Below are 14,252 nucleotides of genomic sequence, written 5' to 3'. Positions count from 1 at the left end.
AATCCCATAAAGATTTTGATTTGCTACAGGCTGAGGGAAAACATTTTGTATGCCGAATCAAAATCAAAACTACGCGAACTATCATCAAACAGAACTTTGTGCCGGAGGACACTCATATTTTTTATGATGCAGAAGTCCTACTTGGAACTCCAGGGGTAAATCAATCAGAGACACCAGTCCGAGTCGTTGGATATAAAATTGCAGGCTCAACATTTTACGTGGCAACTGATCGACATGATCTGACTGCCGAGCAAGTGGCAAAAATCTACAAGCTCAGGTGGGACATTGAGTCTTTTTTCAAATGGTGGAAAAAACATCTCAAAGTGTATCACTTAATTGCTCGCAGTGAGTATGGAGTCATGGTACAAATCCTTGGTGGGCTTATTTCATATCTACTCATGGCCATATATTGTCATGATAAATTCAATGAAAAAGTTTCCATCAAAAGAATCCGCCAACTGAGAAATGATATACAAAATGAGCTCAGATACCCTTTATCAGGCGATAGGGCTGTCAAAAAAAGGACCAAAAAAAAGAAAAAGAAGTCTGCAAAAACCTAACCGGACATCACTGATAAAAGTTAAAATTTAGCCAATAATCTGTATAGAATTCATTTTTTTATCAGCAATACAAATGCAAAAAAACGCCTTTTAGCAAAGTCCCATATCATCAAGCTCAACCATATCTTTTACAAACCCCGGCAATGGATTTAACAAAAAAACATTGATTTGCCCGGGCAGGTTTACTAAATGAAGGTAGGAGAAACAGAAGGATAACTTAAAACAACACGGGGAAAACAAATGGGTGGCTTTTTTGGATGTGCGTCTAAGGTCGAGTGTAGCTCGGATTTATTTTATGGAACAGATTACCTTTCCCACCTGGGAACAAAACGAGGGGGGTTGGTCACCTATGACGACGGTCAGTTTAACCGAACCATCCATAGCCTGGAAAATGCCTATTTCAGGTCAAAATTCGAATCTGACCTGGGTAAACTGACGGGCCAGAGGGGCTTGGGTGTGATCAGTGACACCGATTCCCAGCCCATTATCATCCATTCCCATCTGGGACAGTTTGCCGTGGTAATGGTGGGGAAAATTGCCAACCTTGATGAACTGGCAAAAGAGGTACTTTCCAAGAACATTCACTTTGCAGAGACCAGCCAGGGTACCATCAACCCAACAGAGCTTACCGCTGCCCTGATTTGCCGGGGAGACAGTATTGTAAAGGGCATTGCCCATGCCCAGGAGAAAATAAAAGGTTCCTGCTCCATGCTGGTCATGACAGATGACTGCATATATGCGGCCCGGGATCAACTGGGCAGAACCCCCATCATCATCGGTAAAAGAGACAATGCCTATGCTGCCAGTTCAGAATCCAGTGCTTTTTCCAACCTTGGCTTTGAGGTGGAACATTTTGTGGGACCCGGTGAAATCGTCTGCATGACCGCAGAGGGTATTGAGCAGGTCAAGGCCCCGGGGGATAAGATGCAAGTCTGTTCTTTTCTCTGGGTTTATTACGGCTATCCGGCATCCACATATGAAGGAATCAATACCGAACAGGTGCGGTATAACTGCGGGGGAGCCCTGGCAAAAAATGAAACCTGCCAGGCCGATCTTGTATCCGGTATTCCGGATTCAGGCATTGGCCATGCCATTGGATTTTCCAACGCAACCGGCATCCCCTATATGCGGCCCTATGTGAAATATACCCCCACCTGGCCCAGAAGTTTCATGCCCCAGAACCAGAAAATGCGTGACCTGGTGGCCCAGATGAAGCTGATCCCGGTGAAGGAGATTATCCAGGGCAAACGGATTATTTTTTGCGATGATTCCGTGGTCCGGGGAACCCAGCTCCAGGATAACACGGAAATACTTTATGAATACGGGGCAAAGGAAGTTCACATGCGCATTGCCTGTCCCTGCCTGATTCACCCCTGTGAATTTTTAAATTTTTCCAATTCCCGGTCCACACTGGATCTGGCAGGCAGAAAAGCAATATATGACCTTGAAGGCCAAGAAGAGTGTGATCTCACCGATTATGCCGTGTCAGGCTCGGAAAAACATTCCCGGATGCTGGAAAAAATCGTCCAGCGCCTGGGCCTGACCACCTTGCGATATCAAACCCTGGATGATCTGGTCCAGGCCATTGGTCTGCCCAAGGAAAAATTGTGCACCCATTGCTGGGACGGCTCCAGTTATTTTAAATAACGGTCAACAAATATAGGGTCGTAGGCGCGGAGCCAAATGGTACTATACCGCCGCCCCCCCCGACGGACAATGGGCCCGGACCGGAACTGTAGATAGCTCAATTGTCCGGTTCCTGTTGCCCATCGGGGGGGCGGCTCTGCTGAGGTAAGATTGAAGGCTGCATTGTATATAAACCGCCACGGGCGGACCGAATTCTGATCCCGTTCCGCCCACAACGAAACTTTAAATACGCCTCTGATTGGCGAAGTATTTCATATAAAACTGCCACGGGCAGAGCGTTATTCTAATCTCGTTCTGCCCATAATTAAAGATAGAAATCCCCCCCAAAAACTCTTTTATTGCAATCAAACTCCAGGCCCTTGACACAGGGGGCAATGAGATTATTTATGGTTTGAACCAGGCGGATAAATTTATTCTTGCGGTTGTTATTGTGGATGGTCTTTTTATCGTAATCAATTTAACGGCGCATTTAGGGGGACCAAAGCCGTCGATTTAATACCCTGGAAAACAGACTTTAAATGAACTGGACGGTCAAAGGAATCTAATGTTTATGGGGGTATTTACCGCTCTTACCAAAATGACTGGAACCTTGATCCCGTCATCAATAAAAGGATTTTTGCATGAAGGGTGAAATAATAAAAACCCCGCTCCAAAGCCGTACTGATTTCTCTTTTGAACTGGCAAAATGGTCTATTTTTGCCATTCTTATTTTGACCTATATTCTGGTCTATTTTCACCGCATGGCACCAGGGGTGGTGTCTGAATTTCTCATGGCCGAATTTCATACCACCGGCACCCGGCTGGGAGCACTTTCAGCCATCTATTTTTTTGTGTATGCCGCCATGCAGATCCCTTCCGGCGTGATCGCAGACACCCTTGGGGCTCGAACATCCATTGTGATTGGTAACCTCATTGCCGGGGTGGGCTCCATCTGTTTCGGCCTTGCCGGTTCCTTTGAGATGGCTTGTGTGGGTCGTTTTTTTGTGGGGCTGGGGGTGTCTGTGGTGTTTATCAGCATCATGAAAAACAACTCGGTGTGGTTCCATGAAAAGGTTTTCGGGCTCATGAGCGGGTTGACCCTGCTGTTCGGGAATCTGGGATCTGTTTTAGCTGCCGGGCCGCTTTCCGCTCTGTTGACGGTTTTTGCATGGCGTACGGTATTCATGGGCATCGGTGGCCTTTCCCTTGTACTTGCCGTGGCCGGTTTTCTGGTGGTGAGAAACAAACCTGAAGATATGGGCTTTATGGCACCCAACACCTATGATGCTTCAACTTCCAGTAAAAATCCTTCGGGAAACTGGGTTAAACAGCTGGGCAGCGTGATGCGGGTACTGCGCCTCTGGCCAGGATTCTGGGTACAGTTGGGGATGATCGGTGGCCTTTATTCATTCATGGGGCTGTGGGGGGTTCCCTATTTGCGGGATGTCCATGGCCTGTCCCGGGGAGCGGCCGCCGATTACATGACCGTGATGCTGATGAGCTTTGCCGTGGGCGCACTTTTTTTCGGCTGGTTTTCCGACCGAATCGGCAGACGCAAACCCGTGCTGATGGCAAGTGTCTTTGGTTACACCCTGTCGTGGCCGGTGCTGATGTATGCTTCCTGGTCTCCGGGCGGGTTTGGATTTTTTCTTTTTGGGTTCATGGGATTTGCCGGCTCAGGATTTGTTCTTACCTTTGCTGCTGCCAAAGAGATCATTCATCCGAAGTTGTCGGGCATGGCCGTCAGTGTGGTGAACACCGGCTGTTTCATTGGCACGGCGGTGATGCAACCCTTGTTCGGCACCATTGCCGATGCCACATGGTCCGGCACCTTGGTCAATGGCGCCCGGGTATATGCCGCAACAGATTATCACAACGGTTTTATTGCCATAGTACTCTTTGCCCTGGTGGCAATGGTGGGCTCCTTTCGCATCCGGGAAACCCATTGTCGGAATATTTTTATATAACCGCCACGGGCGGACCGTATTCCGATCCGGCTCTGCCCACAACAAAGATAGAAATTCTCCACAAATTTGCGGAGTATTTCATATAAACCCACATGTCATGGTGGACACAACCAATATTGAGAATGGCATTAACTTTTTAAATTGACAAATTTGGAAGAAAAAACATGCATATCCGGGATATGGATCAACTCATGGACATCCTGACCAAGGTTTACGCCTTGTGGCCCGCACCTGCCATCACCGTTGCGGCCCAAAATGGGGCAGATCCTTTTTGCATCCTTGTGGCCACCCTCATCTCCCTGAGAACCCGGGATGCCGTCACCGAACAGGCATGCCAACGATTATTCCCAAAGGCCGCCTCCCCCGGGCAGATGATTGCCCTTGGCAGCCGGAACATTGCAGCATTGATACATCCTGCCTCATTTTCCCCCACCAAGGGCAAACGACTGGTTGCCATCAGCCACATTCTCCTTGAAAAATATAATGCAAAGGTGCCCGACACCATGGAAGCTCTCCTGGCCCTGCCGGGTGTGGGCCGTAAAACCGCAAACCTTGTGCTGGTGGAAGCCTTTGGCAAACCCGGTCTGTGCGTGGACACCCATGTGCACAGAATCAGCAACCACCTGGGACTTGCATCCACCGGTAACCCCGACCAGACGGAAAGGGTCCTTCGAAAAGAAATGCCGGAAAAATACTGGAAAGCCTATTCGGAAATACTGGCTGTTTTTGGCCAGAAAATCTGCAGGCCACGGTCTCCCCGTTGCCATGAATGCCCGATTTCTCCTTTTTGCGATGACTACCCCCTGGCACTCAACCGTAAATAGGTAGAAAGAGCAGTCACAGCGCATAATACAATGACATAACGACTCAGAATTCAATCATGGGCTCGAACAAGAGGTTTGATCGTTAAATAAATAAGTTGGAAGACAGATCCATATAACACTAATCTGATTTTACGAATCATGATTCAAACTGTTTACCGTCAAGATCAATAAAGGCTTTTTCCCGCATGGCATCAAGAGATTCCTGAACTTCCCTGTCCAGGGGAACCGCTTGATGAGAATTTAAAATATCCAATGCTTTTTGGGTCGCATTTTGCCCCCAGGTCTTGCTGCCCATTTTTGCCCATATATCAGGGGCCGTGCGATTGGACAGATGGGGCTGCCAATGTTCGTCCTTGAAAAATTTCATGGTCTGATCTGTGGTGAGAAATCCGCCCTGGGGTCCCACACTTTTTATCACATCCATGCCAATGTGTTCAGCATCAATGTCAAATCCCTTGATCACCCGTCGAACATAACTGATGATTTCCGCATTCATCACCAATGCGGCAGGGGACCCCACAAGGCCCTGTCCCATATAGGCAATGTCATGGATTAAATTGGCACCGTCCAGCCCTGCCATTAAAAGGGACATGGCCCATTCCATACCGGCCTGCTGGTCAATGCAGTTGGCATCGCTGACACCGGCGGTGCCCCACATGGGAATGCCATAATAATGATAAAGATCGGAGCAGGCAGAAAGGGCCAGACGATATTCAGGGCATCCATAAATACAGGTACCGGCCTTCATGTCCAGGGTGGACATGCCAAACCCTGATATAATGGGTGCGCCCTTGGCCCTTAACTGATGCATGACAACACCGCTCAAGGCTTCGGCGTTACCCACGGTGACGGCACCTGCCAGGGTCACAGGGGCACTGGCACCGGACATCATACCCGGGGTATAGTTCACAGGGGAACCGTTATCCGCACAAAAAAACAACTTGTCTATGGCACCGGAAGAGTGCATGAGAGGGGTTAAAGGTTCGGCATAATGAATATGAATGGGTTTTTCCCGCAATGCCTCGTTGCCCCCCATGACGGCCGCTGCCATGTCATGGATAACCGCCATATCTTCCATGCCCGCCGCAGTATAGAAAATCGGTTTAACACAATTTTCCAACTGCGCTTTAAAGGAATCAATGTATGCCAGGTTGGTGGGAGAATCAAAGGGAAGGGCATAGGAACCGGTGAAATCAATCTCCTCCAGATAATCGGCAATGCGCGCCGCATTGGCCACATCCCGGAGCTGGGATTCCCTTAATTCACCTGTTTTGAGATCATAGGTTTTCACAAGATCCGTGCCCATGCCAAAATAGGTTTTATTGCCTTCCAGGTGCATGGCCGCCTTGCCAAGCCTGTTGTATATGGTAATGCGGGAGGGCGCACTGATAATGGCCTCCTCCACCAGATAATTGGGAATCTGGACAATATTATCTTTTTTCACCCGGCATCCGGCATCGGCCATCATCTGGACAGCCTCTTCATGCATGATTTTAACACCAACGGTTTCAAGAAGCTCCAGGGTGGCGCAGTGGAGGGTATTGATCTGATCCTGGGTAAGCACCCGGTAGGTGGGCAGGCATTGTGATTTAAATCCTGTGTTCATGACCATTGTTCTTCCTTAATCTATAATTATTAAGGACCGTAAATTTTATAACTTGAATAAAATAGCTTGCCTTTTGGCCCAAGTTATTTCATCTGCGGTCCTAAGCCATGGCATCGTGGGTGGACAATAAATTTAAAAACGGAATTTCAGCACTGACGGTTTCCATCTCCTGCATGGCTTCAGGGGAACCGATAAATATAAGCTTATGGATTAATTCAGATAATTTTTCGGTATATTCTACCCTGGTAAAATCATCTTTATCCATCACCCTGTTAAAAAGCCGGATATCGTCCTTTTTTCCCAAATATCCTTTGGCCCTGACAATGCCCTTTGGAAAATGGTGGGTAATCTCTTTAAAGGCCTTAAGGTCAGCCGAGGCATCCCAGGTATAAACAGCAGATATCAGGCGATCAGGGGGGGTGGTAACGGCAAAGGGATTGTTCAAAAGAGTTTGAATGGCTTTGTCAAGTTCCGAACCGGACATAAATTCCCCGGGCTCAATGATCATCTCCTCTTCTTCCGGTGAAGTGAGGTGCAAAAAACCATCCAGGGGAACCTTTGCGTAACTGGTTTCCATGAACTTGGGATCAGGATGATGGCGGGAAATAAGCTCTTTTACGGTGGAGACAGTGTCCCCGGTGGTCAAATCAATCTTGTTGATGATAAAAAGAGAGGAGGATTCAATCTGTTTTTCCACGGATGAAAAGGTGTCATAGGCATCTTGGAAATTGGGGGCATCCACAATGCAGAACTGCTCTTTCATCTCAAAACGATCTTTAAATATGGGCAGTTTTAAATCCCGTTTTAAATCTGCCGGATTGGCAACCCCTGTGGCTTCTATCAACAGGGTATCGGGCCGGATGGTGCGCACAATCTCCATGAGCCCCTTGATAAAATCGGTTTTAACGCAGACACAGAAAATAGAGCCTTTACTGATCTCCAGCATGTCCACATCTTCGTGTTCCACAAGGGTGCCGTCAATGCCGATTTCACCAAATTCATTCATCAGGATCATGAGTTTGCGATCTTTGGGAAATGCATCAATGATCCTGTTTAAAAAAGTGGTTTTCCCACTTCCCAGAAAACCGGTGATGAGAAAAACATCTGTCTTGGACATGGAGTTATCTCTCCTTTGCCACCGAAACGGGGCACGGCTTACGTGCAACTTCCAACGAAACAATGAAAATGGTATCATGCCGCCCCCCCGACGGGCAATGGTCCCGAACCGGAACTGTAGACAGCTCAATTGTCCGGTTCCTATTGCCCATCGGGGGGGCTCTGCGGAGGTTGCCTTGGAGGCTGCTGCCACGGGCAGATCATATTGGAATTTGACCTGCCCACAACGAAAAATGAAACTCTAATTATTACGCTGCTTTGGACGGAGTTTCATATAAAAAACGCAATCACTCATCCGATCTTGTATTATGGCCGGAACCGGCCCGGTCCAGATTTGTTTTAATATTATCAAAATCAAAGTCGTGATCCCGCAGATCAAGAATCAGTTTTTTTATATCATCCGAAGGCGCTCTTTTGGCCAGTTCATCAATGAGCTCTTCATACTGGGGAATGATACTCTGGAAAACAAGATCATTTTCAATGCAGATGGTGGGCAGCACCTTACCTTTTAATTTGGTGAACATGGCAATGCCTTCTTTTTGTTTGATGGACCACTCCTTGTACTCAATCAACGCCTGAATATCCTGGGGCAAAGCCGCAATGGACTCCATCATATAGCCACAGGCCGCACATTGCACACTGTCCAAAGTCAACACATCAATGCGAATTTTAGGTTCCATTTTCTATTTCTCCCAGGGAGTGTACGAATTTTTGTTGTAATCATACCAAAGTCCCAATATGATCTGCCCATGGCAGTTTATATGAAAAGGCAGCCTCCAAGGCAACCTCAGCAGAGCCGCCCCCCCGATGGGTAATAGGAACCGGACAATTGAGCTGTCTACAGTTCCGGTCCGGGACCATTGCCCATCGGGGGGGCGGCGGTATAATACCATTTGGCTCCGCGTCTACGACCCTATATTCGTTGTGTCCCACAGGACATGCTCGTTATATGAATTTAACATCCTTCGGGATATTGAGGATAATGTTCATAGAACCATTCCCGGGCTTCCCAGGCCTGGATTAAATGCTCCGCCGGAGCATCAAAGGGAATATCTCAGCCCGGGGCAAAGGTATACCCCTGGGTGCCGCCGGCGGCAAGGTTGATAAGCGCATCCTCCCGGGGGGAGATAAGTCCCAGACTCAGGGCCAGGGTGAGCTTGAGTGCCCCGCCAAACCCTTTTTTGTACTTAAGGGCAATATCCCTGACAAAAGTAAGATCCATCTGCTCATCAATGGCAAAACCGTGGGTACCGATTTTACAAACCTCTTCAAGCACCTTGGTGCAGTCTCCACAGATGAAAAAGGAAGAGGTCTTTCCGGCATCATGGATCACCTTTAAAGCAGCCTGGCAATTGGGGGTGACAAACTCTGCAAACATTTCAGGACGAATCTGGGAGGCCACAGGGTCCACAAGGGCAACAATATCACAGCCCATTTCAATGTAAAACTGCGTGGCCTGGGCACAGAGTTGCCCTGCAAATTCAATGACGGCATGGGCAAATTCTTTCTTTTTCTTCAATGCCGTGAAGATGCGAACCCCTGCCAGGTGGGAAGCCAGGGTAAGGGGGCCGGTGACAAGCCCCAACATGGCACAATCCATTTTATCCAGCTGGGGTTTTGCCTTGGCCGCCGCTTCAAAGATCACCGGCCATCGACCGGCATTACGATCAGGCAGAGCAAGCCCCAGCTCCTGAGGCGTCTCTTTCTGGCAGGGATGGGAACGCACCGAAGGGACGTTATCCTTCCAGTATTCCACTTCACATCCCATGGCCTCTGCCTCCACGGAAAGATCAAACAAAAGGGGAATACCGTCGGCATGATAGGTTTCTGCCGCCGCAACAACCCCCTTGGCCAAAAGATCCGGGTCCTTGAAAAAAATATCTGCCTGTTCTTTTATAAGAAAGGCACAATTGACACCGGCATAGGGAACCCAAGGCGCTTTTTCCGTGCGTTTTCCCCGGGTGGCATCAATTAACATCTGTTTTGCCATAAAAATTCTCCTGTAAAAAAGAGCTTGTTACCGGCGATCAATAGGGAAATTCAATTCCCAGATCTGCGATCTCATCTTTGACCCTGCGGAACATATCGTAATGTTCCTGGGTGGGCACCGCCTTTTCCACATCATAGCATTCATGGTATTCAGAGCCTATGGGGGCATCGGCGGCATGATCTTCATATTTTGCCAAGAGCTTGTTGGCAATTTCATTGACCTGTTCCCTGGTAAGTCCCTGACGGGCCACGGCATGGCCCACTTCACAACCGATTCTGGCCTCCATGGGGGTTGCTCTGTTGCGATATTTATTTCGCGTTGAAGCCATTTCCCAGAGGTTCCAGCCGGAAACCGTTGAAACCATTGCGTGGACAGCGGTTTCTCTAAAAACCATTTCCGTCATGGGACCGGCATTGGCAAAGCCGTTGGAGGTGTACAAAAGATTGGAGTTCCGGGACAATGCCTGGCCGGCCATGGAGATGGCCCAGAGCAGCTCCCTTGTGGTATTGGAACCATAGTTGAGATGAAATGGAAAATGCTGATTAAAAATGGCACCGTGCATGATAAGACCAATGAGGCTGTAAGCCACTGTGGTAACGGCGGTTCCTTCTGAACCACCACACCAGCCGCCGTAAATGGCACCGGTGAGATTGCCGGTGTAGCTGCCGTACTGGGCATAATGCAGGGATCTGTTAAGAAGGGTGTCGGCTGTTTTAAACTCCGTCAAAGACCCCACCAGGCGGGCATCGGTTTTCTGTACACCCCAGTTATCGTCGGACACAGCGATCTGACCGCTGTCATGCTCTGCCGTGCCCACGGCCACCATGAATGTTCCGGGCCGTCCCAAAAGACGGGCCGCCATTTTCTGGTTGTAAATATGCTGGATACACCCGCTGATTTCACTGGGACCTGCAGATTCAATGAGGTGACCAAAGGTTTTTTCCAGGATGGGTCCGCAAATACCGTCCAGCAGGGGCTCTTTAAGATAGGCCATGCAGATGGACTGGTGATATTGTTCATCACAGGTAATGTCAGGACTCATGATGCAAAAAGGCGTTTTAGAGTCTTCCACCTGACGATGCTCAAAAAGGACTGCATCTTTTCCGGCCCCCACAAGATAACTGTCATTGGCCATGTACAGGGCCTCTTTGATCTCCTGGTCTGACACCTGCATGATGCGATGGGAATCGGTGTTATAATATCCCACCTCCCGGAACAGATCCCAGGCAGCTTGCCAGATGCGGTCGGCCATGGCATCATCCGTGGGACAGGGATTGGCAGGATCATATTTTATTTCGTATTTTTTTATCAGTTTTTTAAGGGTGGGGGTGAAACGTCTGGGCAAAAAATCATCTTCATCCATGAACGGACCTGTGGTGGATCGTTCCAGGATTTCCCAATGTCGGTAGGCAGTGGTCATTATTTTTTCTCCATATTCAAAACGGCCCCGGGGCAGTTATTTTTTTTATAAGAAACTTCCGGCAATTTAAGCCAGCAAGGCCGTCAAGGCGTCAGGTGTACTTTTGGCATCCTTACAATAAAGATCGGCACCGATCTCATCGGCCCACATCTGTGAGGTGGGCGCGCCGCCGATGATTACCTTAAACTTATCCCGGATACCTTTGTCCAACAAAATTTCAATTATTTCTTTCTGACGGGGCATGGTGGTGGTCATGAGCGAGGAGGCTCCAATGAAGTCTGCATCCATGGCTTCGGCCTCTTTTACAAAGGTCAGCGGATCCACATCATAACCCAGATCCTTGACAATAAAACCATTGGTTTCCAAGATCAGACCAACAATGTTTTTCCCGATTTCATGCAGATCGCCTTTGACAACCCCAAGAATCACCTTGCCTTTTACCTGCTGTCCGCCTGCGGCATCAAGATAGGGTTCCATCACCTTGACAACTCCGCTCAGTGCTTCGCCTGCCAGCATGATTTCAGGAAGAAAGATTTCCAGTTTGGCAAAGAGATCCCCCACATGTCCCATGGTTTTTGTGAGTTCCTCGATCATCAGCAGGGGATCAGATCCATCCTTTAAAAGCTTTGCTGCCAGCTCCTCTGCCTCTTCGGTTTCGCCATCTTCCACCAGTTTGCTTAATTCTTCCAGTGACATGGTATCACTCCTTGTTTATTTATTCTTAAAGATTGCCTGCTTTGGTCAAAGCAAGAATTTTTCAACACCTTTATTGTTTTTGTTCCGGGCTTGCATGGCCGGATCTCTCCCACTCCAAAGGTAGAGTTTATTATAAAACTGGAGTAGTTGAATTGTATATACAGCCAAGTTATGCTTAAGCGAAACTCAAATCTTTGTCAAGTGATTTTTTAAAGCGATTCCAATTTTAAAAATTCAGAGAAAATTCTTGTTAAAAGGACTTGATGCGTTCTCCTTTCAACCAAAACTTACAACAGATATACTGGAAATGCTGATAAATTTCCGGTTATCGAGCTGCTCACCATGCTTGCGCCCGACGACGAACAATTGCAACCGGCCTGCTTTACCGGATGATGAACATTGATATCCTTAAAACAAAAAAACCGACATAATCAAGGATATCTCTTGATTATGCCGGTTTTATGAACCTGGTCAGTGATAAATTTTTATCGTCTTATCCGCGACAAACAAAAACGACGGGGCCATGAAAATCTCCCCCATTTTTGTTAAACTCCATACTTATTCCTCAACAGCTTCTTCTGCTTCCATCACATTTGTTTTCAGGCTTTCTTTACCACCGGACAGATGCAGTCTTTGTTTATCCTTATGTTTTCTGATTTGAAGTTTAACGTTGTCTGAAAGGGCATCAATGGCAGCGTACATGTTGTTTTCAGTTTCTTCTTTTGCATGGATTTTAATTTTGTCACAATTCAGGTTGATATCAGCAATATTTCTCAATTTTTCAACTGATAAAACAACCTGGGCCTCAGCAGGAGTATCCAGCATCTTGTCTAATCTATCAAATTTTTTATGGATGTGGGATTTTAAAGCATCGGACGAGTTGATGTTTTTGAACGTAACTGCTATTTTCATAAGCGCCTCCACAAAAAGGTGATTATCTGTATTTCACACTATCATATTCAAAATGTACTATCAATGACTGAAATTTTTTTGATAAAGGGCAAAAAACAACACATTTTACCCATGTAACCCCAAACCAATGAACCGTATTTACCTGCTGCTCTACCTGATTTTGATCCTACCCATGATCCAGTCCTGCGCCACAGCCCCCAAAACAATACCCATGCGCAATGACACTTTAACTCGGTAGCATTTACTTTCACAATCATCCTCTTCTTATGTGTTGAAAACAACATCTCTTCAACTTGTCACTTGGATGGATGTTGCTCATCAAAATGAATGCCGGAATGAGAAAATCTGCGGGATAATTTTTCAATATCTTTTGGTTTTACCCCAACCCTTTCAAAACGCTTTTGCCAACCAGAAAATATTGATTTGATTTCCGAAACTATTGAAATCGCCTCTTTGTTATCTAATCCAAAAGGGGCAATATTGCTCAAGGCATTTTCAAAAGAAGCCAATCGCCCTTGTTTTCCGACTTTCAATGCCAGTTCATAGGAATCAAATTGAAAACGGCATGGTGCAATGTCATAAGCAGGTGTTAACTCAATTTTCTCACGATGAATGAAAAAAGCATGATTCCTTGGGTGGTCATCGGTATTGGCACAGCAGATATTAAACAGCATTCGTCGAAAAATTTGCTCCCCGGTATTTACTGCCCCATAACGCCTGGCAGCCTCGGCCATATCTTGATATGCTCCCTAGGTCTGGTCTTCTATGAAATCAGCAATAGTGAATCCTGAAGCAAGATGAAGGGGATTTCCGATATTATCTTTATCAAATCGTTTAACCAGAAGAATATTTGAGCTTTCCTCTTGGATTATTCTTGTCTCTGCCACTGCTATCCCGCATTCCTGTGCAAGTGTCATGCAAGCGTGCTCAATTAACGGTTCATCCCAACGGTCCCCTCTTTTAGGGAATTTTGCAATCCATTCAACGCCATCATAAGTCACAAGCGCTTTCGGGCGTGCACCACCCGCCGGACTTAAACTCGGTACAAGGATATTAAACAGATCATCAGGGGATAATGTCCCTCGAAATTCATCAATCTCATCGTCATCAATACAATCAACTAAACGTACATACCTGGCAATTTTTTTTAGATCATTCTCTCTTTTAAAATGAATTTCTTCATCAACAGAAAGGGTGGATTGGGGACCCGAGAAAGGGTCTTGCCCGAAGGCTAAAGCGCCGACTCTATGTTTCGGACTTAAGGCTGTCAGAATTTCAAGTTCAGTCATATCATCAGGATCCTTCCCTATTACAATAGATAGTACAGACCGTCCCCATCTATCGGGAGCAGCATCCCGAAAAACATTAAAAATCACTTGGCCCTCAGTCCCAAACACTGTATCCATTAATGGGAGTTTAACCGGGTCTATCGGCAGGGCGTTAGATTCTTATCTCTTATTTTCGTGTTGTTTTGGCAAAAGAATTATGTAGACTACTCATAACTATTTGCCAATTCAGGGATTATCACCATTGAT

The 14,252-nt window shown here is 47.0% G+C and carries 11 protein-coding genes and 1 pseudogene; 4 read left to right on the top strand and 8 right to left on the bottom strand.

Annotation, left to right across the window (positions count from 1 at the left end):
- The 4 genes from B9A32_RS20245 to B9A32_RS20230 form a co-directional block, all read left to right on the top strand.
- Positions 1-560, top strand: a 560-nt coding sequence (locus tag B9A32_RS20245; RefSeq protein ID WP_232367020.1) for a transposase, incomplete at its 5' end; no start/stop codon positions are given.
- A gap of 240 nt (positions 561-800) precedes the next feature.
- Positions 801-2,207 carry an amidophosphoribosyltransferase gene (locus B9A32_RS20240; RefSeq protein ID WP_084071891.1) on the top strand — a complete coding sequence of 469 codons (1,407 nt, stop codon included), beginning with the start codon at positions 801-803 and terminating at the stop codon, positions 2,205-2,207.
- A 620-nt stretch (positions 2,208-2,827) separates the two neighbouring features.
- Positions 2,828-4,153, top strand: a complete 1,326-nt coding sequence (locus B9A32_RS20235) for an MFS transporter (protein ID WP_084071889.1) — start codon at positions 2,828-2,830, stop codon at positions 4,151-4,153.
- A 164-nt stretch (positions 4,154-4,317) separates the two neighbouring features.
- Complete coding sequence (locus B9A32_RS20230) at positions 4,318-4,977, top strand: endonuclease III domain-containing protein (protein ID WP_084071887.1); 660 nt, start codon at positions 4,318-4,320, stop codon at positions 4,975-4,977.
- 136 nt (positions 4,978-5,113) lie between these two features.
- On the opposite strand, the gene B9A32_RS20225 is transcribed toward B9A32_RS20230, so the two are convergent.
- The 8 genes and pseudogenes from B9A32_RS20225 to B9A32_RS22230 all read right to left on the bottom strand — a co-directional run bounded on the left by B9A32_RS20225 (position 5,114) and on the right by B9A32_RS22230 (position 14,006).
- Positions 5,114-6,589: a trimethylamine methyltransferase family protein gene (locus B9A32_RS20225; protein ID WP_084071885.1), complete on the bottom strand. Its 1,476-nt coding sequence runs from the start codon at positions 6,587-6,589 to the stop codon at positions 5,114-5,116.
- A 94-nt stretch (positions 6,590-6,683) separates the two neighbouring features.
- Complete coding sequence (locus tag B9A32_RS20220) at positions 6,684-7,700, bottom strand: CobW family GTP-binding protein (protein WP_170923933.1); 1,017 nt, start codon at positions 7,698-7,700, stop codon at positions 6,684-6,686.
- 286 nt (positions 7,701-7,986) lie between these two features.
- Positions 7,987-8,379, bottom strand: a complete 393-nt coding sequence (locus tag B9A32_RS20215; RefSeq protein WP_084071882.1) for a hypothetical protein — start codon at positions 8,377-8,379, stop codon at positions 7,987-7,989.
- Positions 8,380-8,753: 374 nt separating this feature from the next.
- Positions 8,754-9,689 (bottom strand): uroporphyrinogen decarboxylase family protein, encoded by a 936-nt coding sequence (locus B9A32_RS20210; protein WP_084071880.1) that lies wholly within the window; start codon positions 9,687-9,689, stop codon positions 8,754-8,756.
- A gap of 37 nt (positions 9,690-9,726) precedes the next feature.
- Positions 9,727-11,109 carry a monomethylamine:corrinoid methyltransferase gene (locus B9A32_RS20205; RefSeq protein WP_084071878.1) on the bottom strand — a complete coding sequence of 461 codons (1,383 nt, stop codon included), beginning with the start codon at positions 11,107-11,109 and terminating at the stop codon, positions 9,727-9,729.
- A 66-nt stretch (positions 11,110-11,175) separates the two neighbouring features.
- Complete coding sequence (locus tag B9A32_RS20200) at positions 11,176-11,805, bottom strand: cobalamin-dependent protein (RefSeq protein WP_084071876.1); 630 nt, start codon at positions 11,803-11,805, stop codon at positions 11,176-11,178.
- 558 nt (positions 11,806-12,363) lie between these two features.
- Positions 12,364-12,717, bottom strand: coding sequence for a ribosome hibernation-promoting factor, HPF/YfiA family (hpf, locus tag B9A32_RS20195; protein WP_084071873.1), 354 nt, complete (start codon positions 12,715-12,717; stop codon positions 12,364-12,366).
- 296 nt (positions 12,718-13,013) lie between these two features.
- Positions 13,014-14,006 (bottom strand): annotated as a pseudogene (locus tag B9A32_RS22230) (type II toxin-antitoxin system HipA family toxin).
- Between the last annotated feature and the right edge of the window lie 246 nt (positions 14,007-14,252).

The sequence above is a fragment of the Desulfocicer vacuolatum DSM 3385 genome, from assembly GCF_900176365.1.
In the GTDB taxonomy this organism is placed as follows: domain Bacteria; phylum Desulfobacterota; class Desulfobacteria; order Desulfobacterales; family Desulfobacteraceae; genus Desulfocicer; species Desulfocicer vacuolatum.
The sequence above is the reverse complement of the archived record's forward strand: the minus strand, read 5'-3'. Positions and strand labels throughout refer to the sequence as shown.